Annotated in this window: 34 protein-coding genes; 25 read left to right on the forward strand and 9 right to left on the reverse strand. The window is 35.3% G+C overall.

Annotated elements, in window-relative coordinates; genetic code table 11:
* Positions 1-30: 30 nt before the first annotated feature.
* Positions 31-348 (reverse strand): hypothetical protein, encoded by a 318-nt coding sequence (locus NADRNF5_RS02800; protein ID WP_048115525.1) that lies wholly within the window; start codon positions 346-348, stop codon positions 31-33.
* A gap of 230 nt (positions 349-578) precedes the next feature.
* Positions 579-824 (reverse strand): Lrp/AsnC ligand binding domain-containing protein, encoded by a 246-nt coding sequence (locus tag NADRNF5_RS02805; RefSeq protein WP_048115528.1) that lies wholly within the window; start codon positions 822-824, stop codon positions 579-581.
* 278 nt (positions 825-1,102) lie between these two features.
* Between NADRNF5_RS02805 and NADRNF5_RS02810 the strand changes: the two genes are divergently transcribed.
* Complete coding sequence (locus NADRNF5_RS02810; protein WP_237089321.1) at positions 1,103-1,486, forward strand: hypothetical protein; 384 nt, start codon at positions 1,103-1,105, stop codon at positions 1,484-1,486.
* Here the strand turns inward: NADRNF5_RS02810 and NADRNF5_RS02815 are convergent, their stop codons facing one another.
* The 3 genes from NADRNF5_RS02815 to NADRNF5_RS02825 form a co-directional block, all read right to left on the reverse strand.
* The gene (locus NADRNF5_RS02815) at positions 1,487-1,825 is read right to left on the reverse strand and encodes a hypothetical protein (RefSeq protein ID WP_048118872.1); all 339 of its coding nucleotides are present in this window, start codon (positions 1,823-1,825) and stop codon (positions 1,487-1,489) included.
* Between the two features lie 744 nt (positions 1,826-2,569).
* Positions 2,570-3,244, reverse strand: a complete 675-nt coding sequence (locus NADRNF5_RS02820; RefSeq protein ID WP_048118875.1) for a hypothetical protein — start codon at positions 3,242-3,244, stop codon at positions 2,570-2,572.
* Between the two features lie 179 nt (positions 3,245-3,423).
* Positions 3,424-3,894 carry a hypothetical protein gene (locus NADRNF5_RS02825; protein WP_192828351.1) on the reverse strand — a complete coding sequence of 157 codons (471 nt, stop codon included), beginning with the start codon at positions 3,892-3,894 and terminating at the stop codon, positions 3,424-3,426.
* 175 nt (positions 3,895-4,069) lie between these two features.
* Here NADRNF5_RS02825 and NADRNF5_RS02830 point away from each other — a divergent pair, with 175 nt between their 5' ends.
* The 12 genes from NADRNF5_RS02830 (at position 4,070) to NADRNF5_RS02880 (ending at position 13,643) form a co-directional block, all read left to right on the forward strand.
* The gene (locus NADRNF5_RS02830; RefSeq protein ID WP_048115530.1) at positions 4,070-5,497 is read left to right on the forward strand and encodes an HMG-box domain-containing protein; all 1,428 of its coding nucleotides are present in this window, start codon (positions 4,070-4,072) and stop codon (positions 5,495-5,497) included.
* Positions 5,487-6,110: a hypothetical protein gene (locus NADRNF5_RS02835; RefSeq protein WP_048115532.1), complete on the forward strand. Its 624-nt coding sequence runs from the start codon at positions 5,487-5,489 to the stop codon at positions 6,108-6,110. Before NADRNF5_RS02830 ends, NADRNF5_RS02835 begins: the two co-directional genes overlap by 11 nt.
* Positions 6,100-7,329, forward strand: coding sequence for a cupredoxin domain-containing protein (locus tag NADRNF5_RS10650; RefSeq protein ID WP_052661862.1), 1,230 nt, complete (start codon positions 6,100-6,102; stop codon positions 7,327-7,329). Before NADRNF5_RS02835 ends, NADRNF5_RS10650 begins: the two co-directional genes overlap by 11 nt.
* 3 nt (positions 7,330-7,332) lie before the next feature.
* Entirely contained in the window at positions 7,333-9,861 is a 2,529-nt protein-coding gene (locus tag NADRNF5_RS10655; protein ID WP_052661863.1) for a sialidase family protein, read from the forward strand.
* On the forward strand, positions 9,851-10,780 hold the full coding sequence (locus tag NADRNF5_RS02845) for a hypothetical protein (protein ID WP_048115535.1): 930 nt from the start codon (positions 9,851-9,853) through the stop codon (positions 10,778-10,780). Before NADRNF5_RS10655 ends, NADRNF5_RS02845 begins: the two co-directional genes overlap by 11 nt.
* On the forward strand, positions 10,770-11,111 hold the full coding sequence (locus NADRNF5_RS02850) for a hypothetical protein (RefSeq protein WP_048115538.1): 342 nt from the start codon (positions 10,770-10,772) through the stop codon (positions 11,109-11,111). Before NADRNF5_RS02845 ends, NADRNF5_RS02850 begins: the two co-directional genes overlap by 11 nt.
* A gap of 1 nt (position 11,112) precedes the next feature.
* Positions 11,113-11,694 carry a hypothetical protein gene (locus NADRNF5_RS02855; RefSeq protein WP_048115540.1) on the forward strand — a complete coding sequence of 194 codons (582 nt, stop codon included), beginning with the start codon at positions 11,113-11,115 and terminating at the stop codon, positions 11,692-11,694.
* On the forward strand, positions 11,691-12,071 hold the full coding sequence (locus NADRNF5_RS02860) for a hypothetical protein (RefSeq protein ID WP_048115542.1): 381 nt from the start codon (positions 11,691-11,693) through the stop codon (positions 12,069-12,071). The genes NADRNF5_RS02855 and NADRNF5_RS02860 overlap by 4 nt, the downstream gene beginning before the upstream one ends.
* A 59-nt stretch (positions 12,072-12,130) precedes the next feature.
* Complete coding sequence (locus NADRNF5_RS02865) at positions 12,131-12,355, forward strand: hypothetical protein (RefSeq protein WP_048115545.1); 225 nt, start codon at positions 12,131-12,133, stop codon at positions 12,353-12,355.
* 13 nt (positions 12,356-12,368) lie between these two features.
* Positions 12,369-12,752 carry a hypothetical protein gene (locus NADRNF5_RS02870; RefSeq protein WP_048115548.1) on the forward strand — a complete coding sequence of 128 codons (384 nt, stop codon included), beginning with the start codon at positions 12,369-12,371 and terminating at the stop codon, positions 12,750-12,752.
* Between the two features lie 3 nt (positions 12,753-12,755).
* Positions 12,756-13,154 carry a hypothetical protein gene (locus tag NADRNF5_RS02875; protein WP_048115551.1) on the forward strand — a complete coding sequence of 133 codons (399 nt, stop codon included), beginning with the start codon at positions 12,756-12,758 and terminating at the stop codon, positions 13,152-13,154.
* A gap of 72 nt (positions 13,155-13,226) precedes the next feature.
* Positions 13,227-13,643 carry a hypothetical protein gene (locus tag NADRNF5_RS02880; RefSeq protein ID WP_048115553.1) on the forward strand — a complete coding sequence of 139 codons (417 nt, stop codon included), beginning with the start codon at positions 13,227-13,229 and terminating at the stop codon, positions 13,641-13,643.
* Positions 13,644-13,696: 53 nt separating this feature from the next.
* On the opposite strand, the gene NADRNF5_RS02885 is transcribed toward NADRNF5_RS02880, so the two are convergent.
* The 4 genes from NADRNF5_RS02885 to NADRNF5_RS02900 form a co-directional block, all read right to left on the reverse strand.
* A complete protein-coding gene (locus tag NADRNF5_RS02885; RefSeq protein WP_148313044.1) occupies positions 13,697-14,023 on the reverse strand; it encodes a hypothetical protein in 327 nt (108 codons plus the stop codon).
* Positions 14,024-14,046: 23 nt separating this feature from the next.
* Positions 14,047-14,631, reverse strand: coding sequence for a hypothetical protein (locus NADRNF5_RS02890; RefSeq protein ID WP_048115556.1), 585 nt, complete (start codon positions 14,629-14,631; stop codon positions 14,047-14,049).
* Positions 14,628-15,134, reverse strand: coding sequence for a hypothetical protein (locus tag NADRNF5_RS02895; protein WP_148313045.1), 507 nt, complete (start codon positions 15,132-15,134; stop codon positions 14,628-14,630). The genes NADRNF5_RS02890 and NADRNF5_RS02895 overlap by 4 nt, the downstream gene beginning before the upstream one ends.
* A gap of 110 nt (positions 15,135-15,244) precedes the next feature.
* On the reverse strand, positions 15,245-15,550 hold the full coding sequence (locus NADRNF5_RS02900) for a hypothetical protein (RefSeq protein ID WP_052661864.1): 306 nt from the start codon (positions 15,548-15,550) through the stop codon (positions 15,245-15,247).
* Positions 15,551-15,650: 100 nt separating this feature from the next.
* Between NADRNF5_RS02900 and NADRNF5_RS02905 the strand changes: the two genes are divergently transcribed.
* The 12 genes from NADRNF5_RS02905 to NADRNF5_RS02960 all read left to right on the forward strand — a co-directional run bounded on the left by NADRNF5_RS02905 (position 15,651) and on the right by NADRNF5_RS02960 (position 25,523).
* Positions 15,651-16,754 (forward strand): hypothetical protein, encoded by a 1,104-nt coding sequence (locus NADRNF5_RS02905; protein ID WP_048115560.1) that lies wholly within the window; start codon positions 15,651-15,653, stop codon positions 16,752-16,754.
* A 104-nt stretch (positions 16,755-16,858) separates the two neighbouring features.
* Positions 16,859-17,227 carry a hypothetical protein gene (locus tag NADRNF5_RS02910; protein WP_048115562.1) on the forward strand — a complete coding sequence of 123 codons (369 nt, stop codon included), beginning with the start codon at positions 16,859-16,861 and terminating at the stop codon, positions 17,225-17,227.
* A 68-nt stretch (positions 17,228-17,295) separates the two neighbouring features.
* Positions 17,296-17,958 carry a hypothetical protein gene (locus NADRNF5_RS02915; RefSeq protein ID WP_048115564.1) on the forward strand — a complete coding sequence of 221 codons (663 nt, stop codon included), beginning with the start codon at positions 17,296-17,298 and terminating at the stop codon, positions 17,956-17,958.
* Positions 17,959-17,961: 3 nt separating this feature from the next.
* Positions 17,962-18,372 carry a hypothetical protein gene (locus tag NADRNF5_RS02920; protein WP_048115565.1) on the forward strand — a complete coding sequence of 137 codons (411 nt, stop codon included), beginning with the start codon at positions 17,962-17,964 and terminating at the stop codon, positions 18,370-18,372.
* Positions 18,369-20,270, forward strand: a complete 1,902-nt coding sequence (locus NADRNF5_RS10660; RefSeq protein ID WP_148313046.1) for a hypothetical protein — start codon at positions 18,369-18,371, stop codon at positions 20,268-20,270. Before NADRNF5_RS02920 ends, NADRNF5_RS10660 begins: the two co-directional genes overlap by 4 nt.
* Positions 20,260-21,099: a hypothetical protein gene (locus NADRNF5_RS02930; protein WP_048115567.1), complete on the forward strand. Its 840-nt coding sequence runs from the start codon at positions 20,260-20,262 to the stop codon at positions 21,097-21,099. Before NADRNF5_RS10660 ends, NADRNF5_RS02930 begins: the two co-directional genes overlap by 11 nt.
* Positions 21,100-21,167: 68 nt before the next feature.
* Complete coding sequence (locus tag NADRNF5_RS02935; RefSeq protein ID WP_048115568.1) at positions 21,168-21,401, forward strand: hypothetical protein; 234 nt, start codon at positions 21,168-21,170, stop codon at positions 21,399-21,401.
* Positions 21,402-21,406: 5 nt separating this feature from the next.
* Entirely contained in the window at positions 21,407-22,426 is a 1,020-nt protein-coding gene (locus tag NADRNF5_RS10665; protein ID WP_148313047.1) for a hypothetical protein, read from the forward strand.
* Positions 22,423-23,478, forward strand: coding sequence for a hypothetical protein (locus tag NADRNF5_RS02945; protein WP_048115570.1), 1,056 nt, complete (start codon positions 22,423-22,425; stop codon positions 23,476-23,478). Before NADRNF5_RS10665 ends, NADRNF5_RS02945 begins: the two co-directional genes overlap by 4 nt.
* The gene (locus tag NADRNF5_RS11535) at positions 23,475-24,329 is read left to right on the forward strand and encodes a hypothetical protein (RefSeq protein ID WP_237089322.1); all 855 of its coding nucleotides are present in this window, start codon (positions 23,475-23,477) and stop codon (positions 24,327-24,329) included. The genes NADRNF5_RS02945 and NADRNF5_RS11535 overlap by 4 nt, the downstream gene beginning before the upstream one ends.
* Entirely contained in the window at positions 24,319-24,819 is a 501-nt protein-coding gene (locus tag NADRNF5_RS02955; protein WP_148313048.1) for a hypothetical protein, read from the forward strand. Before NADRNF5_RS11535 ends, NADRNF5_RS02955 begins: the two co-directional genes overlap by 11 nt.
* Positions 24,816-25,523 carry a hypothetical protein gene (locus NADRNF5_RS02960; RefSeq protein ID WP_048115575.1) on the forward strand — a complete coding sequence of 236 codons (708 nt, stop codon included), beginning with the start codon at positions 24,816-24,818 and terminating at the stop codon, positions 25,521-25,523. Before NADRNF5_RS02955 ends, NADRNF5_RS02960 begins: the two co-directional genes overlap by 4 nt.
* Positions 25,524-25,555: the final 32 nt, after the last annotated feature.

Raw genomic sequence — 25,555 nt, forward strand, 5'->3', positions numbered from 1 at the left:
TCACGCATTAATAATGTATTTTTATTTCATTTAATGGAATCCTTTGCAAGTATCCCTTATTTCCTTGATAATCTCCTCAACTATGACTGCTTTGCTTTTTATGATTTTAGCAACATCTTCTCTTTCTTTGTCATCCATGTTTCTTCCCAACTGACAATGAGCAGTGGCAAAAGCAATTCCTTGCAGATCTCCCATGAAATACCCATGGATGAAATTGTATGGATTTTCAACATTTCCAAACTGCCTCACAAATTTCTTTACTGCTTTTTCTGATGGTTTTATCTCATTATACGCCTGAATTGACGTGTTGAGTGCTTTTTCTATTGACTGCTTTAATTCAGAATCCATCATCATTTCACTTTATGTGCCTGAATAGATTCTGTGAAATTGTCTTTTTTCCATTCTGTTTTCCAGTACTTTCAATGCTCTAATTCATTTGAACATTCTATAGAACAAACATCATCACACCAATGTTCAAATTTTCTTCCACATACAATACAAGTTCTCATAATGTGTATAGCACTCCTTTTTGATTTATAAAATTTTCAACATTTCCTTTCATGCCCATCACTGCATTTTTATTTCATGTATTCCACTAGTGATAAAGTGGATTCTATTCCCTCCATCTTTCTTAGTTTCCATTGTACAGCATCACGCAAATGATCCAAACTAGCAGCTTGTAATTTTACAATAATTCTCCATGGACCGTCTATCAAAGTGGATTCTTTTACAACATCAATCTCATTTAATTGATTCATCACACCATCCATTGATTCATGTTTACACATTATCAAAACAAATACGATACTAGGACTATCCTTCATTTAGCATATCTCCAAAATTGAGTTTAATTTGTCAGATGCAGTAGTGATTGGATTTTTTTCATATTCATCCTTTTTAATTTAAATTTTTTTCACGTTTAGGTTTCGAATGCGCTTTTACCATGTGTCTTTTTGTTCTTTCAGGATTTGTAAACTCCATATTACAAATTTTACATGTGTTAGAAAAACTCATCTCTCTTTTTAAAATATTTTTAACAGTACTTTTACTGAATGGAATCTTTGACTTCATAATGAAATAGAGTATTTGATGTTATAAGGAGTTGCTTAACATTGTTAATCTACTTGATATTTCCATAATAGTTAAAGGAGTAGTTCCATCAACGGAAGCATTGGTTGATTCCAAAAAATATCGTGACCGAATCTATATCGTTAAAGACATCATTCTGACACTTTCTGAGTATGGCCAACTAAACCAAACTGCATTGTTTAGTTTTTGCGGATTAAACATCACAAAACACAAACAAATCTTAGATAATTTAGAACAAAATGAAATGATACAAAGAGTAGAAACTGTAGATGGGAAAAGAACAATCACCATCTTCAAAGTAACTCCGAGAGGAATGGATTTCTGTCATGATATATTGGAACCCTTTGAAAATCTATTTCCAAGAAGTGGGAAATCCCCTTCGATGGATATTGAATAATTACTCTTCTTTGTCTAGTTGATATTTTGAAGCAATGTCTTTATCCAAATTCTCTCGTTTTTTCAGATAATTGCAATACCGCTTATTCCAAGAATTTAATGATCTAAACTGCTGTATGCCTGCAACCAGCCAAATCCCAGAAGTGACTAATACGGCAGTCAGCAAAACTGTCAATAATATTGCAAAATCCCCTTCATTTTCTATCAATTGAAGGAATTTTGGGTGTGTAAGCAAGTATAGAGATATCCCAATTGCAAGTGGTGCTAAAATTAATGCCGAAAATGAGACGCCCAACATCAATCCCTTAAGTTGCTGAATTTTCTCAATGAACAAATCCATTGAGCTTAGGATGTTATTGTGATTATCAGACAAATTCTTCCTCATCGATATTCAGAAAAATTTGTTTTATGTGTTTTGAATTTCCCATGAATGATACATCGGTATCTTTTTCAAACAATCTCATTTCTAATCTGTAATTAATTTGAAGTATATAGGAAGTACTTAACAATGTTAATCCAGTTTTATTAGAAATTATGCCAATTCCAAGTATGAAAAAAAAAGTAGATATGGAAGATGATAATTTGGATAAAAGAAATGAGGATTGGTGGAGGCTGGAAAAATCTCAGATAGGAAGAAGGAGATTTTGCTAGGTATGACTTTTTGTTGTAAAGGGATATGTGAAACCTTGATGTTGACACCGGTCCCAACTTCATTGCGATACCAATTAGGCTACAAAAGATGTACGATGTGTTCTGTTTTTGTGGAAACAGAAAATCTGAGATGCCCATGTTGTGGAGTGCGCCTAAGAACTAAATCAAGAAACAAGAAACGCTCAAAAGAAGAATTGTCTCATTAACAATGTTAAGTATTATCTAAATAGTATTTTCCCAAAATCCAATTAATGCAGAAGCAACTACTCCAAATAGGAAATAATGACTGTTTGTCATCCTCGACGCATGTCCTAGTTTTCGTTGTCTGCCTCTAGATACAAGGTAATATTTCCAACCGCTTCTGCATTTTTTTCTAGATTGCATATTAGTTAATAATGGAAACTAAAGTTCTTGTATCAAAATTTACCTATGACTAATTCACTAAATCAACATGTTTTAGTTTTTTAACCATAGATATAATTGCCAAAATAACACCTGCTGCCCCCAAAGATAAACTGAAAATTAGCAAATCATAACTTCCTTCATCATGCGAAACACTCGTGGATTCTGAACTCATTGAAGATACTTTTTTTTGGAGTGAGGCGATTGCATTTTTTAAAGCCAAAACTTCGGAACTGGATGTTTGAGCATTTTGTTGTGGAAAATCAAGTATTGCAGTAGATTCTACATCTTCAATGGGAATCTGCACGTCTATGTTTATTCCGTTAATCTCTCCTTTGATATCCATGATTATTGAGCCTGTTTTTGTCGGAATTACAGGTGAATAATAATATCCTGGTCTAGGATCTGAATTGATATCGATTTTTTTGGTAGCCCCTCCATACATTGCAGTTGCATCTATATTTTTGAAAGCACTAGTAATTCCCTTGTACGTCCCTTCAGTCTCGCCCACTTCAACTATTTTAAAGACAAAATCATTTCTAATTCCTACAACAGGAGGTTCGATTCCCCACCCTACATCAATTTTGATATTCTCTACATTAACTGAAGTATGTGCTGATGCTGGTGCAGACCCAACACAGAGAGATAGGACGAACAATACAGATACTGCGATTACAAAACCGCCTATGTTTTTGGATCTTTTCATTGAAAAAATATCTTGTTTCACCATATCAACACACAGTTATCATTACACCATTAAAGAATAAAACAGGAAAGACTATTTCCATAATTGGTTTTCAATAACGGAAATTCTGGATTCACAAGCATCACATGCTGTATATAGAATAATCTTGAATACAAGGGTTCAAAAAAATAAAAAAGAAGTTATTGAGACTTTATGGTTGCCAAAGTTTCCATAATTACTTTGATTTGCTCCATTAGGACTTGCTGCATGTCTGCCAGTTGTTCTTGCAATGATTTAATTTCTTCACGTAGTTTTTGATTTTCTTCTCTAAGACTAGTTAGTTCTGTTTTTTCATCATCATCGTATCTATCGTCATCATACTTGTCATCATCGTATCTATCGTCATCATACTTGTCATCATCGTATCTATCGTCATCATACTTGTCATCATCGTATCTATCGTCATCATACTTGTCATCATCGTATCTATCGTCATCATACTTGTCATCATCGTATCTATCGTCATCATACTTGTCATCATCGTATCTATCGTCATCATACTTGTCATCATCGTATCTATCGTCATCTTCGCTTGCAAAAGCAAAGCCAGTAGGCAGGGATAGAACCAAAATTGCTAACAGAAAGAATGTTGCAATACTGTATTTCTTCATGGTAAAAATAACGACAAAATTCAATATAACGAGGGCAGATATTTTCCATAACTGATTTTCATGTATGAAAGTAATGCCTAATTTTTCATAAAATACGATATTCGTATCTTGCCCAGTTCTGATACACTGATAAATCATCAGTACCTGTTATATAGAAAAATTCATTCGGTATTTTATGCGTGGTTTGGGGGTTGTTGCAACAAGTGTTGTCTTTGCACTATTTTTTGCCATGAGTCCAGTGTTTGCCCAAGAAACAAGCGAGCAGACTACTCTATCAGATGATCTTCAAAATAATCCCTTGGCACAAGACATTCTAAAAAAAATTGAACAGACAAAAAAATGGATTGAAGAACTAGAACAAAGAAACTATGAAAAACTAGCCGCACAAAAAGAACTGGAGGCTAAAAGATCCAAATCCCTTGAAATACTAAATCAGGATCTTGCAGATTGGGAAAAACTGTGGGATTACTATTCTTCTTACAATGCCTTTGACAGGTTTGTAGATAAGATTCCTGACTCTCAAGTACAAGATGTCTTTTGGGATCAGTTTGAATTCAAGGAACAAAAAGTTGAGGCAGGAAGAGATGCATTCAAAAAAGTACTAGATGACGGGGGTTCTCGACGTGATGCTCTACAAGCATATCTTGTAGCAGCTGAAACTAAACGTATTGAGCTAATAGAGACAAATTCGCAGTTTAATGTTAATCATAACTTGGCATACTATTCACAACAAATTCTATTTGATGAAGAAGGGAAATTCATTGATTCGCAGATAACTGGAGAGCAACTAAGAAAATACTATGAGGATTATAGGACAAACCCTGCATATCTTCAAGCAAATCCAAATGACTCTTTATCGTGGGAAGATCTTGGAAAAACAAACCCTGATACTGAATGCAGAGAAGGAAATGTAGTAGTATACAGATTCCATGCAGATGATTATGTCTGTGTAAGTATAGCTACTGCAGAGATGTGGGTAAGACATGGAATGGGTGAGATTACAGGTGATGTGCAAAATAGATTTGATCAAGAGGTCGTCTCTCCACTTACAAAATGCAATGACGGATTTACTGTAATATTTAATCTTGAAACTGAAAAATATTCATGTGTCCTTGATGATACTGCAAAAGATTGGATAGAGCAAGGACTGGCAGAATCTCATAGTGCAGATGATTATGTGGCAGCCAGTATAGAAAACAAGGATGCATCTGAAAGAGTAGAAAAAGTCAATCAGCAAATATGGGAAATTAAAAAAGAGTTTGAAGAGAATCAAATCAAACTAAAAAAAGAATATGACATAAAATATGAAGATGCCCTAACTGCATCAAAGATTGATGAAAAGAATGCAACTGTTGATTACAACCAACGCTCAGGCATGTCAAAAGAGGAATTGAGCATAAAAATTGGTGAGATTAGAGAAAATCTTGAATCCGAAAAAGAATCACTACTTGAGAACAAGATTGACGATTTGAAAAGTCTTGAAAAAGAGTTTGAAGATGCCATGAAAGAACTTGTTTCTCTATATGAGGATGATCCATTCGTTGAGGTCAGATTGAACATGGGTCATATAGGATACGAGGCAGTCTCTAGAGATGAAAACTAGACTCATCATCATATCTATAATTGTGATAATTGTTGTTTCGTCTGGTATAGTTTATGCAATTTCAGTAATTAATGAACCAAAAACCGCAAAAGATTGCAGATTCACATATGGTAAGGGTGGGCAGGAAATGTTGGATTGTCTAGAAAAAATTAGAGATAACTCGTCTATTCCTTCTGCACAAGAGTTTCTGAAAATGGATTGTGATGATTTGAATCATATCTTTCCAGAGTTTCCTAGCGAAGAGGTTGCAGATGCTTGGAACACAAGAATGCATGAATGCATTAATGAACAAGAGTCATTACAATCTCAAGCAAATGAACTTGGAATGGACAAAGGAATTGTAACCGAGATGGAAAATTTACAACAAATGTCATGTGATGAAATTATCCAAAGGAATACAGAAGGTGAATATCGTAGTAGTGATAACCGAGAATTTGCAAGAGAGAAAACCCTTGATTGTAGTGATATTGAAGAATCTTTTGCAGTAAATGCATCATGTGAAGAATTGTATGAAAGGTATCATAGTGGCCAACAATATTGGTTTGAAGACCATAAACAAATAACAGAAAACAGATTAGCTAAATGTTCAGAGATTGTGGATAATGAAAACTAGACTTTTGATAATTATTGGAATACTTATGATGGCGACAATTCCATTTGTCACATTTGCTGTACTTGATAGATATTCTGATTATGGCGAACATGTGGGCGCTATGGAGGAAAAAGAAGATAAATCTGCAAAACTTGGTGATAAATACTACATAGAACCAGAAAGAAAAGAGAAACTAGAAGCAGTTGAGCTTGATCTTAGAGATAGAATCACTCAATTACATCAACAAAAATCTTTATCCTCTTTTGGAGTAAACCTTGATCATCGCACACAAGAAATTATTGTAATAGTTGAAAAGGATCATTTTAATGCTGAAATTGAAAAAATGATATCTGAGTATCCTGATGATATCCGAATTGTTTTCTTCAACGACGGAATTTATCTTGATGAATGGTCCGAATCCGAACCAGGAATAATGAAAAAAGCAAGAGATTTGGGTATCAATAACATCATGGATGCTGTTGATTCAGAAGAATTGAGTTTTGATGAGAAAAAAGAGTACATCCAGATTAGATATGAAGAAGATGGTCCTGTGACAACTCCTTCTCTGAATATTAGGATCAAAGACTTTACTAGAAATTTGGACTATGGAGAACGTCCTACATTCACTGTAATTGAAACAGGATATGCTATTCCATGCACGCATCCAACACTAGAAGTGTACTATCTAAAACAAGAAACTGGCAATGAACACACACTTGATGATCTGGTGTACGAGGATAGAATTATGTACTCTTGCCCTTTCTTTGATTCCTTTTACCCTGTTTTAAAATTCTGGGATGAAACAGATTTTGAACCATTTCCTGTCTGTGAAAAGGAAGGACGGTATCTTGTAGTGGGTGATTCAGGTTATGAAAGGATGCCCTTGGAGGAATACTATTGTGGGATGGAAAATCAAAACATAACGATATCAAAGTGGGATTTTAGTGAAGAGCAATCTTATGTCATAATTCCGTTAGGTGCAGTTATTCACGGAAGCGCCTCATTGATTCCAGAAGAAATTACGGTTGTTTTAGGCAAGAATAATACGATTACTTGGATTAACGATGATGATACAGTCCACACACTTGTCAGTGACAAGGGCGGCAATGAAAGATGGTCAACTGGAATGATGAGACCTGGAGAGTCATCGTCTGTGACATTTAACAACACTGGAATTTTTAATTATCATGGAACTCCCGGACCTTGGATTACAGGTACAGTAACAGTCTTGGAGAAATAGAAAATGAAGGCTAGACTTTTAATTATATTTTTGATTGCATTTACAACAATTGGTATGGTATCTGCTGATGCATACCACAATGAAGAAACATCAAGAGGCAGTAATGATCCAAGCATTGCAGTAACTGAAGATGATGCATATGTAGTTTGGATGGATAGCAATCATCCAAATTTTGGTGATGTTTATTTTACAAAGATCACAGATGGAAAAACAATACAAGTCCCAATCAATATAACAAATGGAACATCGTTTTATCCACATCCACAAATTCATGTTTTTGAAAATAATGTCTATCTGCTATGGGAAGACAGAGTATCTGAAGATGGTGATGAACAGATGTTTTTTGCAAAAAGCAATGATGATGGAAAAACATTCAGTGAACCAAAGTCAATTCCTGAGAACAACCAGTCAATTTTCCGTCCTGCATCAGTACACCAAGTAAATGATATCCTCTATGTGTTTGGAAGTAATTGGAATAGAGAAGCAAGACAAAGCAGCATCATATTTGTAACAAGTGATGACTATGGTGAGACATTTTCAGAACCAACAGTTCTGTTTAATCATGAACAATCAGATCAAGACATAAGGATACAAGTGTATGATGACACAATTTACATTTTGTCTGATGACCGAAATGACTTTGATGAAATTGGTTCATTGTATCTTAGAAAAATTTTGCCTACTGGAGAACTGTCTGATATTGTAAATGTCAATGGAGGCACTACTAGTGTAACTCATCCACAATTTGCAGTGTATGACGAAAACGTCTATGTCTCATGGAGAGAAAGAGTATATGAAAAGGGAGACTGGGGAATCACTGAGAGATGGTACCAAGTCTTTACAAAAAGCCATGATGGTGGAGATACGTTTGGTGAGATAATCACGTTTGATTCAGATCCTAAGTCAATTGACACTGTGGGTGCGGAGGGGGATTTTGTGTTTGCTTATGATGACTCTGTGTATGTATTATGGAAATCCGAATATTGGGATGGGGAGACTCAAGAGTTTAAGATCTTTCTTGCATACAGTACCAACAACGGTCAGGATTTTACCGTAATGACAGTACCACTAAATGAAAAGATAGTAGACCATGGATACATTACAACAATACTGGAAGGTGACAATCTGCATCAGATTGCAGTAACTGGAAAAAATCTACCATATAATGACGCAGCAGTATATTTTGCATCAAAAACTGACAATGAATATTCAGTGCCTGTAGACATCCTAAAAGATATTCAGACGAGAATTGGCTGGATGCCAAAGTTTGCATCAGATGGAAACAATGTTCATTTTGTAACAGAAGGAAACAATGACAAGAACTGTTTGTTGTATTCATTTAGTAATGACAATGGTGAGTCATTTGGAGATGTTATGAATCTCAGCTATGGAGATGATTACACCTGTTTTGGTAAGAATCTAGATATCAAACCACCAATCAAACAAATATCCTCAGGTACAGAACTCTCAGATGTACAATGCAAAGAAGATCGTACTGTGGGATATGTTTTGTCACTAAGACAACGAGATGATATGCCCGTATGTGTCAGTGCAGACAGTCATGATGAGTTGGTAAACAGGGGATGGCTCTTAGAAAATGGACAAGAGATTTTGTCATTGGATGCTGCAAAAAAATTCATCGAGTCCAGTCCCACATTTTTATCTGGAGGGGTTGAGGATTCCATCAATCTTGATATCGTAAATGTAAGAAAAACAATTCCTCCAATTGTTACAATCAATGGGACATTTGTTGTGATGAACACCAAAGACATTCTCAGTGATGGTCCATTTGAAGTGGTAACTGAAACACCTGATACAAAAAATGTTGCAATGCAAGTGGCACAGATAAACAAAGTACATTCCGCAATAATTGATGGCACTTGGGATGAAATCAACCAAGACTATGTAGAAGATATTCCAAAAGAAAATACATTTCACCAATATTCTCCTGGCCCAACCTCACGCATAGTGTTGGAGATTGGTGATTCAATTAACAAAAGAGGAATGATTCCAATTACAATTACAGAAATATCTGAGAATGCGGTAGGAAGTGCAACATTTTGGCAGTTTCAGCCAATAAGGCATAATGGGGACAATCGAGGAGTAACATGGGATTTTTTGCCAGAGTCACATCGACAAGGATGGGGATTCTTTGATGAGAATGGAGATGATGCATGGGATGACTCTAAAATTCCAAGGGACAAATATGGAATTCCTGCAGACGGACACGGATATCCGATGTTTTGTGGAGATCAAAGAGTAAATGGAGAATCAGCACATCCATCGGGAATTCCAATAAAACCAGACGTGAGAACTGTGATCATGAAATCTGGACAGATGGGATATCTTCCAGATTCAGATGGAATTTACAACATTAGATATGGTTCATTATTTGAGACAGACGTAATATTTCCAGACAATGCCAAAATAATTGAAAATGAATCAATGTTGTGTATTATGGAAAACGTCAGAGAAGATGCAACACACGGATATTATACAAATTTAGTTTTTGAGTTGGAAAATGAAAACTAGACTTTTGATAATAATTGGAATCGTAATATTTGCAATTTCCATAACTTCATCTTCTCTTGTATATAATCAGGAAATTAAATTGTTTACTGGAATGATGATGTCTACTGATTGTAGACCTGGTGAAATAAGACACAATGATCAATGCATCGAATTTGAAGTTCCTTCACATATTGGTACTCTAAATTATGGGATTGATTCTATTGTTTCATACTGTGAAGAAATACCTACACCTCCGAATTCTGGTATTGGTATTGACAGGTGCATTCCATTTGAATTTGTAGATGTAGATGAACTGTTGCAGAGAATCCAAAACAACAACACTGAACCATTAAGCTGGCCTTCATCAATAAAACTTTCTTGGTGTGCAGATAGATTTGATTCTATTAAACATGAGTTTTTAGAAAATTTTGATGGGTGTGATACCTCTGATTGTTCAGCAGAGCCACCATTATTTTCTTCAGCCCTAAACAATGATGAAGAATTTATTGAACAAGGGTGTGCACAATTTGTAGATAAATGGGCATATCTAACTGAAGATAACGATTTTACTTGGAATCAGGTTTACTGGGAAGATTTTGTAAATCATCATTACAAATTTGAGATAACTACGGATCCTGAGAGAAACCAAAAATGTGCAAAACTCTTTGATTTGATAATGCTTAGTGCACCTGATTCTGATTTGTGGTATGAACTAACTGAGACCAATGATTTTGTGGATGCACAATGCGCAAGTGTTGTGGAGGAATGGGAAGATTTGACTGAGTATAATGTGTGGAATATTGGTCTATCTTGGGATAATGTGGTAGAACATGAATTGTACGGTTGTAATAAGAATGAAGTTTATTTTTCTGGTATTTGTATGACTCAAGAAACTAAAGATCGAGCACAATCTATTGGAGAATTAGAACATGAAAACTAGGAAAATATTTTGGCTTTCAGTTACAATTTTTTCCATATTGATAATTGGCGCTGTCTTGTACATGAATATTCTATCTTTTGAGCGTCTATTTCCTCTGGATTGTGATGTTACAGAGGAATGGCTGAGAGGAAAAACAGACTTTCTTGTAGTCAAGAACTTTTTGAATAACTATCCTGATTCAGAGTTTAAAAATTTGGGAAATGTGGAAAACATGCCAAGATATTGCCAATATGCTTTTGTTGTAGAAAAACAGGGAGAAATAAAACAAATCGTAATCACAGTTGACAAAAATCTGCAACTGACGAGAATTACTGCTGATCACGGAGAATAAAATGAAAACTAGACTTTTGATAATTATTGCATTTGTGATGGTTTCTACAATCACTGAATCATTTGCAGAAGAAATCGAAATAAAATTTGATGAAACTCTTCTCTATGATAGTTTGAAACTGTATTTTTATGATATAGAGGATTCTAGATGTCCTTTGGATGTGACATGTGTTTGGGAAGGAAAAGTTTCAGCAATGATCCACGTTAGCAATGAAACTCATAAAATTGGAGGTGGATTTGAAATTGGAAAACCACTCACATACATCACACCATACACAATTACCCTAATTGATGTAAAGCCACATCCCATCAGCACCGAAAATCCTGACTATGTGGCAATTTTGGAGATAACAAAATCTGATAGTACTGATGAACTAACTGATGAGCAGGTTTGTGGGGTTGGAAATGTACTACTTGATGGGGTTTGTGTTCCTGAAAACAAAATTGAAGAACATGAAATAGACCAGCTAAGGGGAGAATCCCTCTCAAATCCTGAAGTGATGATAATAATTGAGAGTCTTGGTGCAGGATTGATTGTATTGTTTATTGTAATTTATGCAATTAAAAAGAAGAAAAAGAAATGATTTCAGTAGATTGTTCTCACTCACTTGCAATAAAAGACAAACTGCTGATCTTCGTAGCTGACAAACTGGGAGCACTCCCAATTCTAAAGTCTGACAAGTTTTTTCTTGAATCCTTCGATGAATTTTCAATAGACAAGCATAAAGTAATCTCTGCAATTGAAGAGTTTCTGGACTCTGTCAACTTGAGAGAAAACTTTCAGATAGTTCCAAAGGGTGATGACATCAAGATAGAACCTATTGATGGTGAGGGCATGAAGACAAAACTAGAAAAATTATCCAAGATAAATGAAAACCCTTTCTTTGAGTGCACACATTGTGGGTTTATGACTATGTATGAGGAAGAACTAAGAACGCATAGGCTTATTCATTATATCTAGAGTGGTGAAACTAAGAATAGCTTCTGAATTGTTAGATAACAAATGTGAATAAAAGTTAAATGTTAAAACCTGTTATGACATACATGGATTCAAAAATTGCAATGTTTTCAATATTTACCCTTACTGTAATTCTAACCATGGGGCTTACAGTAGATACAGCAGTTGCTCAAACCTCTGCATCAGTTGATGGCGGGGAAGAATACAAAGACGGATCACATGAAGGAAAATCTTGCCCATCTAAAGATAAAAAAACTGCATCAGTTGATGTTGGTTTGAATATCTGATTTCTGTGAACGCATGAATTCCTTCAAATTAAAGCAAGTTGTCATTAAAAAAATAGATTTACTGCTTACAAAAAATATTGGCGATAAGGAACGACTTGAACAAATTCAGATGAAGCTTGCACGTGGACTACCATTGTTTTCTGAGAATCAGGCATACATTGACGCACTAATTTTGGATAATTTGTCTGACAAAGAAATTGATTCTATCAGAAAAGAAATAGAGTCTGCAATACTTGAAAAATCGGATTTTGATGAACAACAAATGATGTGCTGTATTTGTTGTGGAAATGCAAAAAAATCCCTTGGCAGTGGTGGAATGTGCGGTACTTGCTATCTTGACTATAACATAAAGATCTCAAAATTCATTACAAGACCTATGGTTGGCAGAACATTTTAGAAATTGAACGGTCTTAATTATTTTTTCACGCCAGTAGGTCCTGAATACAAAAAGACATTTGCAAGAAATGTTGGCATTGGCTTTTTGCTACTTTTTGCATTTTATGGTGCTTGGAATTTATTCAGTGATATTTCTGAGCCTGAAACTATCTCAAATGATTCTGACATTGAAGAACTAATCAAAACTTTCAAAGAAAAATATTCAGACCGCGAGATTACTGAATTTCCTGATTCCAAAGGAATCCCCTACAAGTATGTGGCACATGCACAAAATAGTGATGTTGAATTGCTTTTAGAAAAAGACAGAGTAGTGTTAAAGGCTTGGAAGGATGGTGACACATTATGCATTGTTTCAAATCCTCTTCCAAGAGATATTTTGGATAACTGTCCTCTAAAATGGTGAATTGAACATTTAATCTACCAGAAGTAAAAGATACGAAGTCTTTATGAATATCATATTTTTGAGATGTAACGTATGGCTCTTCCCAAAAAATTACAACGACCACATGGAATTACCATTGTTGCAATTTGGTTTGTACTTGAGGGAATCTATTATTTTTACACCCATTCAATTGGCATGTTTGGTGGAGCGAATCTGTTGGAAATATTTGCAGACGATCTGGTGCAAAATTCTTTGACCGCCTATGGATTGGGGTTGGCCATGTTCAATTTTGTTGTTGCATGGGCATTCTGGGATGGTAAGGCATGGATAAGAATACCAACAATCATTGTCTTGTCTACAAGTGTTATTGTAACTTGGATACTGTTTTCATTCCAATTAGCAAGTGCATTTGAGAGTATTTTGAGTACTGCGTTAACCGGTGTTGTCATAATTTATCTCTTAAAATCAAGTGTAAAGAAATACTTTGAACAATGTAATTCTGGATTTTAATAAAATAAAAACTAGATTTTTGATAATTATTGGAGAGTGAATGTGCAGTGAATTCATTTTTGATTAAAAAGTAGAATGCTGTGAATTCTATGTTTCATCTTTAATGATTGCAAATCTTCTTTGTACGTTATTGTACTAACTGCCATCATAACTGTGATGATTATGAATGAAAGCATTACAATAAAATTCTGATAAAGCCATTCAGTTGAAAATAGTTCTATTGACTCTGTCTTTTTTTCACTAATTCCTAACTGGTTTTCGTATAGGATCATCCCATTTTGATTTTGAACTGACACTCCCATAGTATCTGGATGCGCAAATACAATCGATATTGAACCGCTTAGAAGCAAGACTGTTAGGAATATCCCGTATATTTTCATAATTTTGAGCCTAAAAACAGAATTTAGCAGATGATCTTTAGCGGATCAGAATTTGCAATCTCGTTAATCGTCACATACATGTTAAACTCGTCATCGTCTACCTTTACTTCAAAACTATCAATCGTGGAATAGTATTTTTTGTTGTGCTCTGAATCCCCCAAATCATTTGTGGCAAGCAGTCCGTGTGAAATCAAATATGAAATGTTTTCAGAAATATTTTCTGTATCTTTTTTTGCCCTTGATACAATCTCCCAGATAGTGATTGGATAGTCAAATGCAATGTCTAGGATTTGTTTTTTTACTGGATCATCAAAGGATTCTAAAATTGCACTTTTCAATGACTCGTCTTTAATCTCAACTGTGTGTCTTGCTTTTGATTCAAGACGACAAATTACATCTAGGGTTTTTTTAATTAATGGTGTGCAGTCATCTCCGAGAACTTGCCCTGTAATCGTTTGGAATTTCTCAAAATCTTTAATTGATGACAATAAGGTCATGTGATGCTGCTCAAACAATGAATTTTTTATTTTTGTTATTTCGTCATAACTGACAAAATCTGAAAATGTTTTCTCAAAAGGTGAAGCTAGGAGAGTCTCCATTGCAGTCATGGATAAACGGCCTCTCCTATTGGATACTTTGGTAAACGTGACAGGTTTACCTGAAGTCGTATCTGACTAACTCTTGTAGATACACTAAACTCTGCCTTTGAAATTATTTTGTCATACAAACGAACACGATTTGTAGTCTTTGTGTATCCTACAGGCAAAATAAAACCATCTTGTAACAGCTCGTTGAATTTACGGTAAGCTCCTGACTGTGAAACTCCTGCATGTCTTAACATCTCGTCTTTTGGAATTGGTTTGTCAATGTGCAACAGAATTTTTCGTTTTATTGCATCAGAATAAATTCCAATAATTTTTTCTGCAAGATTATGTTCGTACAGCTCAATCCATAGTGAATAGTCATGATCTTTTAGAATAGTCAGTGCAGACTTTACTTTGGACTTGGGCTTGCTCTCACATGCAAGCATGGTGCTCTGTCCTGGCTCTAGATGGTTATTTGCATTTCGTATTGTGTCAATACACAATAACTGAGAAAACTGGTTTGGCATTGATGATAATAGGTCAAAATAATACTTAAGAAATACTACTTTTTCTTTTTTTTGAGAAAATCATTTTTCTTTAAATATCTGTGGAAATTTAGGCACAAAAAATGGGAGGTTTAACCCCTTCCCATGGCTGCATACTTGCCTTTTCTTCCTCTGATGAAGAAAGACGCTGCAATTCCGCCAAACACTCCGCCTGCAAGTATTGATGCACCAACTATTCCATCTGCTGCAAAGTATGGAGTTCCAGAACCAAATGCATCAGGATTTGTTGCAATGGTCTTTTTGTTTGCAGGATCTTCTAGCCAATCATACAATGATCCTTTGTCAAGAACGTCATACTGTGCAAAGGCTGGCTGAATTACTACAACAAGCATTGCAGAAAACAACATTCCGGCATAGATTGAACTTGTTTTTTTCATGGCGTTTTTATTTAGAATCTGATATAAAAAAACAGAACAGTTTTCCCAAAAAAAATAATTTCATATTTGTGTTTTATACAATTATTCCACTATATGATACATGCTGAGAAGAATTTTTCTAGCTGGCATTTTACTGGCATCACTTTCTTTTCTACCTGCACATGCAGTACAACTAGATGCTGCAATTCCAAAAAATTCCGAAGAGTTTGTTCCATCATTTCAGTTTACTAGAATCATATCAATACAGTATGATGAGAACAGTCAATTATCTGAACTTGTTGGGGACAAAAAATATAATGTACGAATTGATCTTGATTCAGAAAATTCTGCAATACTAATTGATTTGATAAATGCGGAACTGGAAAAAAAATCATTTGTAAGAGTAAGTGGGATTGACGGTGTATATTCTGCAATTGTTATTCCGCAACAAAACTCGGTTAGCATAGAGTTTAAAATAATTTTACAGCCTGTAATGTATGGTCATTTTGTTGGTGATTCAACACTTGATTCTGAATGGAGGGGGTTTGAAATACCTGATGTTGTTGCAGTATCATCTGAGTATGGAATGTATGATATCAACTCCCCAAAATCAGTACTGCTAGCAGTAATGCCTAATGTATTGGATTATCTGTCTGATTCAGAGGCGATGCGATTGTTGGAATTAAAATTCCTTGATACTAGCGGCCTAAGTGATTTACCGCTATCAAAGTGGGAATCCATGTTTGATCCTACTGCAAAGATGAGTGAAACCCAGGAATATGGATTTTCAGGAGGCGTAATTACAAACTATTCCATGGGTATCTGCTCTGTATACTTGGGATTGTGCCAAGACAGGAGCTATGCTGAAGAATTTACAATTCATGGGGAACGATATTCTATAAAATCAATTGAATCCCAAGATGACGCAACCATAATTATCGAAGGCTATGTTCAGGAATCCCGTCATGGGGGTGTTGAAATGCTTTCGATTGCAGATTCTGCCCCTGACAGGGGAAACGAAAACGACACTCAGGTTCCAATAATGTATGCAATGTCTGGTGCAGGAGTTGCACTTGCAGTTGGATTTTTCATCTGGAGTGATAAGAAGAGCAAGAAAACCAGTACAGAGCAAACAGGAATTGATCCAAAGAGTCTATGCGCAGTTCCAATAGGAAGTTCTGCTGGTAGTTATCAAACAAACCGTGTAACTGCTCATCTGGAATAATTTTTTTCTATTTCATTTTTTATGTACCTGTTAAATTTTTAAAATAATTTTTTTCTTTGGGAATATGTTGTTGTCTTTATCTATCATTATGACATAGTATACTCATGAGTCTAATTGGAATGTATGTGCTTAATACAAAATACGATGAGCAGAAAACCCGCTTGGCTTTGGATATTTTGTATGGTGATCGAAAAAACCAGTTTCGTGAATTGTCTTTGGTGTTATTGAATCAAAAGGCATTACACATGATGCCTCATTGGAAAGAATACATTCTCAACTTTTGTTTGGATGTGGAGGAGTCATTTCTTACTTGGTCTGATCAAAAACCACTACTTGCAAACTCTCCTCAAAAATCACTGATGATTCTAAGACGCTTGGGACAGAAAAAAACTTCGATGAACCAGATTGCACACTTGCTTAACATCTCCTATGATTTATCATTGGAATTCAAGGAACTATATCGACGTCTATAGTTTCTTGATTTTGTTAGGGTAAAAGATTCGAAGTCTTTATGAATCTCATAATTTTAGTTTGAATAATTATGAATGCTGTAAACACATTATTTGTAATTAGCACAATAATGGTACCATTAATCCTAATTTCATTAAATTATGAATCAATAGATAATTTTTACAACATCGCACAACCTCTAAATGATTTTGTGTTAGATGATTGGATAAGTTCCAATTATCCAGACAGATTTCAAGAAATCAAACAGCTAGATGATTCTACATGTTTTGTTACTCCAACAAACAATCAATATTGTTACAAGAAACCAAATGGAGGTGATGATTTCAAATTTACTCACCCCATAGGAGATAATGGGATTAGTGGAGAACTCCATCTTGAACCACTACACAACATTACTGGATATTGGACAATGAAAGAAATCACTCTGATAACTCAAGATACTGCAATGATTACTTTTTCAGATAATTCTGAAAAGTATCCAAAAAAAACACTTGACAGATGGCATATGACTGAATTTGAATTTACAAAAACTGTAGAAAAATATGATACATTTGTAGCATTTTGTACTAATAATGGAAAAAATCTTGAGGTAATGCAGTATTTGGGAATAATTACAATTGATGAAATAGATTATGTTGCAACTTGGCATATAGGTGCAGCATCAGAGAATCCAGTTACCTGTAAATATCCTGAAATAATTGAAAGTAGTTTTGGACATGACTTTGGAATTTAGAAAATGAAAACTAAACTTTTGATAATAATTGGCATAATTGTTACAGGATCTCTAGTAATTACAGGAACAATCTTGATTGATTTTCCAATAAAGATGAATCCTACATATGACTTGCCTGAAAATGATGTCTATTGCAATACACAAATTCTAGTCCAAACAACTCACAAAGTAGACAGGGAAGTTTTTGCAAAAACAGTTCTAAATGAGATTAAAAAATTAGATTGGAGATTTGATTGGTCAGATAGATACATCCTGATTACCGACATGCAAAATGAAAAACTTCGCATTACCATTGAAGGCTTGTGGTCACCTGAGGGAAGTGGTGCAAGACTAATAGAATCCTTGGAACATCTGGATGAAGTTGAGTCAGTACTTGAAGATAGGGGAGTGCGTATAGCACTTGAATGCCAATGAAGACTAGATACAAAATTCTCTCAATTGTAATTTTAGGAATTACTGTAATTAGCGGCGCATTTGGTGCAGCATATTTGATTCCTGGTATGCATACTGATGCTTCGTATCATCCAGATTATGACAGGGATTATGAATACAAGATTACTGGTGATAAGGGTGGAGCTGGTTCTCACACAAAAACAGAACTGATCTTTACTAGAACAACTGTTGATGAGCCATTAATTCTAGACTCTGCTGAGTTGACCAAAGGACTATACTATACTGATGATATTTTGTTCTGGGATTGGCAAATCTATTCTTTTGAAAATTTTGTCTTTGTTAGTTGGGTTACCTCTGAGCATTCCTGGTCTGATGTATTTTTGGCAATAAGCAATGATTTTGGCAAAACCTTCGAAGTAAAAAACATCAGTCAGGATAGAAATTACATTGATCATTATAAGATAGATTTTTCTGATGAGTCCATCTATTTTGTCTGGCATCAGAATTTTATCACTGAAGAAAATGACCACCTGACTCATCTTTATTTTACAAAATCTGACAATTATGGAGAATCGTTTGGACAACAAAAACTCATGAGTCGTTTTGATACTAGATCCTTTGAATTTGATATGGAGGCATTTGATGATAATGTCATTTTAGTCTGGAGAGAGGATACGGATTCCCAAGAAGAGAAAAACATATGGTTTGCAACAAGCACTGATAGAGCAGAATGGTTTGATAGGGAAGCAAAATTGTTTGGGGCTCGTGTTGATGTGGAATCTTTAGATGGAATTTTACATTTTACCGGACTTTCAGAAAGACATGCTACTGAAGTTTGGTATGCATATAGTGATGATATGGGGCAAACTTTACATAAAAAAATAGTCTTTGATGCTGATTGGAAACTCAGTCCTTATGCTGAACGTCCTTTTCCAAAGATCACATTTGAAGACAGAGTTTTTGTAGAATTTGAAATGCGTAATGCAGAAGGAGAAAAAACGCATTACAAAGTTCCTATAATTGATGAAAATGAGAAAGAAGTTGACTGGTCAGACATTACATTGATGAAACCAAACAGCGTGGAATTCTTCTATTATCCTGATCCTGAGGATAAAGAGGACACACACCAGTTATTCATGCTAATCCGATTGCCTGAATGGATGGGCGGTGCCGAAAATGATGTTTCTGCATTCAGAGCATACAGTGCCAAGGCTCTAGATGATCCCTGCATTGTAAAGTATTGGCCTGATGTAGGACGACAACGAATTGAGAACCCATGTCAGGGAGGAATGTACAGAGTTATTGATGGTGCCATAACTTATGGTGCAACACACAGAACAACTGCCATGACTGCGCTTCCATACCTTGAACTTTCAATTGATAAAAACGGAATGATGTATGTTGAACCTCCCACATTCACTCCATCTGAAAACGGTGTGGTTGCATATGGCAGAAATATGTCTCTAGATGAGATACGTCAAAACTCTGAATTTCTTGCCGAATCATTTGCAAAACACTATCCAAAATACCCTCCAATACCAACAGAGTTTGCCGGATACACCTTGTCTGAGATAACTCCTGAAAACCATTCTACTACTGTAAGGTATTTGGATTTTCCAAACAAAGTTGGATATATCACCATGATGGTGGGAACTGGAACAATACATCCAGATTTTTCAAAATCTAATGTGGAGTATTGGCAGATAGGTGACACTGAAATCAAGATTGCTGGAACTGCAATGGATGAAGACAGTACTACGCCTGAATCCCTTAGAACATATGAGATAACATTCAGAGACGGATACTATTACATGATAGAAGGAAAAAATCTAGAGTTTCTCAAAAAATCAATTATCTCGCACTTTTTCCCAGAATATTCCTATGATGATATGTTTTTGGTATTAAAAAATGAAAACTAGATTCCTGATATTCATCTGCATTGCTGTTTTTGTTACATCCAGTCTTATGGTAATTGCATACACATATCCTGAATCATTTGATTTGACAAGACCCTATTCTGAAATTGGTGAATATGACGGCACGGTTTCAGAAATTGCATTAATGATTGATGAACAATGCTCAAACAAAAATCAATTCAGTGATTATCCATTTACCAAAACATCAAATGGTCATTACTATATTGATAATGTGATCTGTGAGCGAATTAATGTAGAGCAAGGCGGATGTCTGGAGCCATTTAGCAAGGGATTTCCTGATGAAACCTGTAGGAATCGTTTAACTTTTGATTATCCTTATGGTGAAACGGGTCCATACTTTAGCAAAGAATTTTGCAATCAGGTGAAATCATGGGAACCTGCACTTACTGACACTGTTGAAAACAAACGAGTAAACTCTGAATGGCTTCAGATATGTATTATTCGTGGATTGATAGAAGACACTTCATGGGTTTTGCTTCCAGTAACTTCGTGTAGTTATCCTTGGCATGAGTCAAACCATGAAAAGACAAAACAGTACTATGTAGAGTATAGAAATATTTTTGGAAATTATGATTCATCAGATCCTCAAGAAAATTCTGAGGCGATGCATTATATCATAACTAGATATTATGAAGATCTTGGAAAAGACATCCTTGATGTAAAGACAATCTTTGACCATTCAACTACTGGAATGGGTGAAGGATGTAATACGATTGTAGGTGGAACTTGGCACTTGAAGATTCAAAATACTGATCTTTCATATTTTTTGGATAGTGGTTTTATTAAACAAAAGATATACCGTGAAAACTAGGATTTTACTTTAGAATGCAAGAGTAAAGATTCGAAATTCTTATGAATATCATAATTTTAGCTTGAATCATGCAAGTGTATGTTCGCAAAGATGTTCAGGCATTCGAATATGTCTCTTTTACTGAATTTAAAAATGAAGAAGAGTTGGATTTTTGCTGTGAGAAACTCGAGAAATATGTTTCAGTTGTAAAATCTTGGAGTAGCAAAATTGGAAAATTCTGTATTGTAGAAAAAGATACTCTTACGCCAATTGATTACTGTCCTTTCTGTGGTAAAAAAATCGACTATGTCGATGTGGAGTAAAGAAAATGAAAACTAGACTTTTGATATTTTTTTTGATGTCTACTGGTGTTGTGATGACAGCTAATGCTGTTCCTATGTTGGATCCTACTCATGCATTTGATTTTTCTGAAATAGTAATTGTTGGCAAGATTCTTTCAGTAGAAATTTTATCAGAACCTGAAATCTCAAAAACTGAAAATACTTATCGTGAGGTATCTGGTATTGCACTTTATGACATACAAGTGGTAGACTCATTTAAAAATCCAGATAAATACAAATCCATTTCTGTTCCTGGACTTTTTTTGCGAGATCCTCATGGAATGTCCTATGAAACTTATCCCTATGAAGTCGGACAACATGTTTTGTTATATCTGCAAGAAAACCAACACGGATATGCCGGAACTGATCTGATTATCCGAAGTGGGGATTCTAGATTATTAGAAGGTGAACTTTGTGAGTCTGGATATTATTTTGACAAAGGGCATTGTGTAGTAGTTGATGACTCTGTCCAAACTCCTCTCCCTTCTTGTAAAAGTGGGCCTAGCCCTGATGGTGATAATTGGGTTTTCTTTGACTGCAAGTGGGTTGTGGCTACACCTGGATGGATTTTTGAAGATGGTATTTGGAAAGATGATCCTTCTGTACAAAGAACTGGTCCGGCACCACTTCCAACATGTCCTAGAATTGATATTTGTACATGTAGTGGAAATGTTCACTATTACAATTCAACTGATCAGCAATGCCATTTGTCTCCTTACCTGCCAGATTCCAACAAAAAACTATGTGAAGAGTTTTCACAAATGGAGATTGATGGATGGCAGTTTAACTCAAAATATTGTGACTGGGAAGAAATCTCAGAACCTTACATGCAACCACCCTCTGATTCTTACAAGAATGATGAGTCATTAAGACTTGCATCAGAAAAAGTTGGTATAGGTGGATTGGGAATTGATCCTGAATATGATGTTATAACAATACTTGTTGGAGTGGGAGTTGCAGCAGGAATTTTGTTTGTTCTGTTGTTTGTCTGGAGACTTGGAAAATGAAAACTAGACTTTTGATTTTGTTTGTATTTGTTGGATTACTAATTTCCATTCCACATATTTTTGCATCTGAATCGTTTCATGGAACATCAAGTTTTGAGAATATTCCTTCAGAAATCTCTCGTCATTTTCCAACCACCTTTGATATCAAACTGCAGTATACTGCAGGTCCGTGGGGTCTTGATGACGTGATTCCTGTCATTGAGATTTCACCTGAAAATGCTGCATCGCATGTAAGTTTTAATTTTGAACCAATATCTGTGAATAAAAATTCCATTGGAAGAATACCTGTTACAATAACTGTAGATCCTGCAATAGAGTACGAGAAAATTTTTCTCAGCGTATCTTTTGAAGGAAATAATTCACAAGCAGGCTTACTCAAGAGCGGATGGACTGACTCTTTAATTTTATCTCTAGGACCAAGAGATGAAATTTCCCAACGTGTAGACTATGAAAAGATTCCATGGGGGGAACTGGAGATAAAAAGTGACGCTGCAATATTTACAAAAAACATGATTCCTCGCTCTATGGTAAAGGCAGGTGAGCAATTCTTTGTAGTGCAAAAAGTAGATTTTAGTAAAGATAACTTTGCTGCAAACTCAACATTTAGTGCAGTTGTAGGATATGCATTTGAAAAGGGACAAAAGATGATTCCATTTCCAAGGGGAGATAATGTAACTGATGCAGAGCATGACAAATTTTCAGAAGACTCGCGAAAACTACGCAACGAGTTTTATCAGAACAGCAAACTTGCAAAGTCATTTGAATTTATAGTAACACCTGAAAAACCATTCCTTGTAAAATCCCCTTTTGTACTACCAGAATCAGGAACATATACCCACCAGTTTTTCAAGAAACTAAAGAATTCACCTGCAGTATCAGAATCTAGTATGGGAGGTACAACTGTTGTTGAGAAATTCAGCAAGGCAATAGGTGAGAATAACATTTGCAAAAACGAGAATTTTAGAATTTTGATAAAACATGATTATTCCAACGTGGTATGTGTTGATTCTGATACTGCTTGGACATTAATTGGACGAGGATGGGGATTGTGAAAACTAGATTTTTAATAATTATTGGAATTGTTATGGTAGTGGGTGCAGCCATAGCTCTTGGTGCAAACATAATGTCTGAAAATGCAAAACAGCGAGAAATAAAATTAAACCAAAGTCATCTTGCATATGATCCAGTCACTGATCCTATTTGTTTTGTCGTAGATAGGGCAACTTCTGGTGAAACTGGAAGTGCCGTGACTATGGGTGCTTGTATCTCACTAAAACAATTTGAAGAAATGGGATGCACCAAACCAATGCTTGAGCATATTTTGAGATATTCAAACTTGCTTGATGAAGAAGTTGATGTACACGTCTATCTGGATTGGGCAGGATTGCCAAATGGAGTTACACAAGAAAAATTTGATGAATGCTTTGATGCTATTCTTGAAAAACGACCTATACTGAATTCAGAAAATCAAGATGAACCAAACTCTTGTCCTGACGGACAAAACTACAATGAAGCATTGTTCAAATGTGTAATTACTTGTGAAGGTGATTTGGTGTACAACGGTAATACTGATTCTTGTACTACTCACTTTGAGCGAAAGTATCATGGATTCTGCAATGAAGGATTCACATACCAACCATTAACACACACATGTCTTACTGAAAATAATCCTGATGATGGTATTGGTGATCTTGAACATACTCCATTAAAGGATCCGCCTAAAACTGCTCCTCCTGAACCAGCCGTTGAAGATGTTTCATCTATTCCTTCTGCCCAAGAATTTCTTAATATGGACTGTGAAGATCTTAACCACCATTATCCTGAATTTCCAAGCGAGGATGTTGCAGACGCTTGGATAACGCGAATGCATCAATGTCTTAATGAACAAGAAAATGAAAACTAGACTTTTGATAATATTTGCCTGTATGTTCGTTTTATTGTTTGGTTACTCGCAACATGTAACTGCAATCTGCATGGAAAATCCAGACTGGCCAGATGCTCCTTGTTATGCCATTAGAGCCAATAATCCTGGAGAGATGTATGAAAGAAATGACTGGGTACCATATTATGATTACAAAGGAGAAGAGTTTATGGAATCCAAAAAAACAGAATTGCTTGAAGCAATAAAAGAAAAACGACTAGACGAATGGAGAAGAGAAGGGCCTGATTCTCAGCACAACAATGTTTTCATGTATTATTATACTCAGGGTGAAATTCCACACGAGGATGGAAAATTCTATGAACAGCATAAACAAGAAGAAGTAACTGCATACTATGTAGCAAGTTTATCAGAAGGATACGTCCCTGTTGGTTCTGCCTCTGTTCATTTTGTTTTGATATTGATTCCAGTTGTAGCACTAACTGCTTTTGTAATTTGGAGAAAAAGAAAATGAAAACTATATTTTTTGTAATTATTGTCTCTATCATAATTGCATCTTCAATAATTTTTGTGGCAGTATGGAATAGTATTCCTAAAGATTGTGATAAAGATTGTGAGATTGAACGAAGGAGGATAGGATCAGGCCAAGGAGCACAGGGTGTCTTTGAGCCTACCTCTAGAGAAGAACATTATGAAATTAAAATCACAGGAATGAAGGATATCTATCGTATAGGAGAACAATATGATTTTTCATATGTTATATCTGGATACGGATATTCATGTGGCAGCAAAAAAATTACTTTTCCAGATCAAAATGGGGAAACCATGGCGATGTCTTCTAGCTCATCGTGTATTGCAGGTGTCCCAATGACAGACTTTGTCATTGATTCTCAAACAGATGTTTCTGCACAATCTGTTCATGGTACAATAAACATTCCTGGAATCTACAATGTCACTGTTACTTTTGATAGACCTTCTAGGGATTTTCCGACAACTGCCGTCAAAGAATTTCGTGTACTGCCGATAAATTCTTGGCATAACAACCAAATGACGGATACTGATCTTCAAACGGTAATTGATAGTTGTGCTAATGATTCCCCAAATGAAAGAATGGCAAATTCCTTAAGATATACAAATGAAACTCATGTTTTTTTGAATCTGGGTTGTGAATGGAAAAAGATTGGGACGTTTGTAGGAGAAAAAGAAAATGAAAACTAGATTTTTGATTGCATGTGGGATTATTATGGGTG

The sequence above is a fragment of the Nitrosopumilus adriaticus genome (assembly GCF_000956175.1).
Classification (GTDB): Archaea; Thermoproteota; Nitrososphaeria; order Nitrososphaerales; family Nitrosopumilaceae; genus Nitrosopumilus; species Nitrosopumilus adriaticus.

What these genes read in the sequence shown, in the direction of transcription:
- NADRNF5_RS02800 (WP_048115525.1), bottom strand. Translation starts at nt 348, where the DNA reads ATGGATTCTGAATTAAAGCAGTCAATAGAAAAAGCACTCAACACGTCA.
- NADRNF5_RS02805 (WP_048115528.1), bottom strand. Translation starts at nt 824, where the DNA reads ATGAAGGATAGTCCTAGTATCGTATTTGTTTTGATAATGTGTAAACAT.
- NADRNF5_RS02815 (WP_048118872.1), bottom strand. Translation starts at nt 1,825, where the DNA reads ATGGATTTGTTCATTGAGAAAATTCAGCAACTTAAGGGATTGATGTTG.
- NADRNF5_RS02820 (WP_048118875.1), bottom strand. Translation starts at nt 3,244, where the DNA reads ATGAAAAGATCCAAAAACATAGGCGGTTTTGTAATCGCAGTATCTGTA.
- NADRNF5_RS02825 (WP_192828351.1), bottom strand. Translation starts at nt 3,894, where the DNA reads ATGAAGAAATACAGTATTGCAACATTCTTTCTGTTAGCAATTTTGGTT.
- NADRNF5_RS02830 (WP_048115530.1), top strand. Translation starts at nt 4,070, where the DNA reads ATGCGTGGTTTGGGGGTTGTTGCAACAAGTGTTGTCTTTGCACTATTT.
- NADRNF5_RS02835 (WP_048115532.1), top strand. Translation starts at nt 5,487, where the DNA reads ATGAAAACTAGACTCATCATCATATCTATAATTGTGATAATTGTTGTT.
- NADRNF5_RS10650 (WP_052661862.1), top strand. Translation starts at nt 6,100, where the DNA reads ATGAAAACTAGACTTTTGATAATTATTGGAATACTTATGATGGCGACA.
- NADRNF5_RS10655 (WP_052661863.1), top strand. Translation starts at nt 7,333, where the DNA reads ATGAAGGCTAGACTTTTAATTATATTTTTGATTGCATTTACAACAATT.
- NADRNF5_RS02845 (WP_048115535.1), top strand. Translation starts at nt 9,851, where the DNA reads ATGAAAACTAGACTTTTGATAATAATTGGAATCGTAATATTTGCAATT.
- NADRNF5_RS02850 (WP_048115538.1), top strand. Translation starts at nt 10,770, where the DNA reads ATGAAAACTAGGAAAATATTTTGGCTTTCAGTTACAATTTTTTCCATA.
- NADRNF5_RS02855 (WP_048115540.1), top strand. Translation starts at nt 11,113, where the DNA reads ATGAAAACTAGACTTTTGATAATTATTGCATTTGTGATGGTTTCTACA.
- NADRNF5_RS02860 (WP_048115542.1), top strand. Translation starts at nt 11,691, where the DNA reads ATGATTTCAGTAGATTGTTCTCACTCACTTGCAATAAAAGACAAACTG.
- NADRNF5_RS02865 (WP_048115545.1), top strand. Translation starts at nt 12,131, where the DNA reads ATGTTAAAACCTGTTATGACATACATGGATTCAAAAATTGCAATGTTT.
- NADRNF5_RS02870 (WP_048115548.1), top strand. Translation starts at nt 12,369, where the DNA reads ATGAATTCCTTCAAATTAAAGCAAGTTGTCATTAAAAAAATAGATTTA.
- NADRNF5_RS02880 (WP_048115553.1), top strand. Translation starts at nt 13,227, where the DNA reads ATGGCTCTTCCCAAAAAATTACAACGACCACATGGAATTACCATTGTT.
- NADRNF5_RS02885 (WP_148313044.1), bottom strand. Translation starts at nt 14,023, where the DNA reads ATGAAAATATACGGGATATTCCTAACAGTCTTGCTTCTAAGCGGTTCA.
- NADRNF5_RS02890 (WP_048115556.1), bottom strand. Translation starts at nt 14,631, where the DNA reads ATGACTGCAATGGAGACTCTCCTAGCTTCACCTTTTGAGAAAACATTT.
- NADRNF5_RS02895 (WP_148313045.1), bottom strand. Translation starts at nt 15,134, where the DNA reads ATGCCAAACCAGTTTTCTCAGTTATTGTGTATTGACACAATACGAAAT.
- NADRNF5_RS02900 (WP_052661864.1), bottom strand. Translation starts at nt 15,550, where the DNA reads ATGAAAAAAACAAGTTCAATCTATGCCGGAATGTTGTTTTCTGCAATG.
- NADRNF5_RS02905 (WP_048115560.1), top strand. Translation starts at nt 15,651, where the DNA reads ATGCTGAGAAGAATTTTTCTAGCTGGCATTTTACTGGCATCACTTTCT.
- NADRNF5_RS02910 (WP_048115562.1), top strand. Translation starts at nt 16,859, where the DNA reads ATGAGTCTAATTGGAATGTATGTGCTTAATACAAAATACGATGAGCAG.
- NADRNF5_RS02915 (WP_048115564.1), top strand. Translation starts at nt 17,296, where the DNA reads ATGAATGCTGTAAACACATTATTTGTAATTAGCACAATAATGGTACCA.
- NADRNF5_RS02920 (WP_048115565.1), top strand. Translation starts at nt 17,962, where the DNA reads ATGAAAACTAAACTTTTGATAATAATTGGCATAATTGTTACAGGATCT.
- NADRNF5_RS10660 (WP_148313046.1), top strand. Translation starts at nt 18,369, where the DNA reads ATGAAGACTAGATACAAAATTCTCTCAATTGTAATTTTAGGAATTACT.
- NADRNF5_RS02930 (WP_048115567.1), top strand. Translation starts at nt 20,260, where the DNA reads ATGAAAACTAGATTCCTGATATTCATCTGCATTGCTGTTTTTGTTACA.
- NADRNF5_RS02935 (WP_048115568.1), top strand. Translation starts at nt 21,168, where the DNA reads ATGCAAGTGTATGTTCGCAAAGATGTTCAGGCATTCGAATATGTCTCT.
- NADRNF5_RS10665 (WP_148313047.1), top strand. Translation starts at nt 21,407, where the DNA reads ATGAAAACTAGACTTTTGATATTTTTTTTGATGTCTACTGGTGTTGTG.
- NADRNF5_RS02945 (WP_048115570.1), top strand. Translation starts at nt 22,423, where the DNA reads ATGAAAACTAGACTTTTGATTTTGTTTGTATTTGTTGGATTACTAATT.
- NADRNF5_RS02955 (WP_148313048.1), top strand. Translation starts at nt 24,319, where the DNA reads ATGAAAACTAGACTTTTGATAATATTTGCCTGTATGTTCGTTTTATTG.
- NADRNF5_RS02960 (WP_048115575.1), top strand. Translation starts at nt 24,816, where the DNA reads ATGAAAACTATATTTTTTGTAATTATTGTCTCTATCATAATTGCATCT.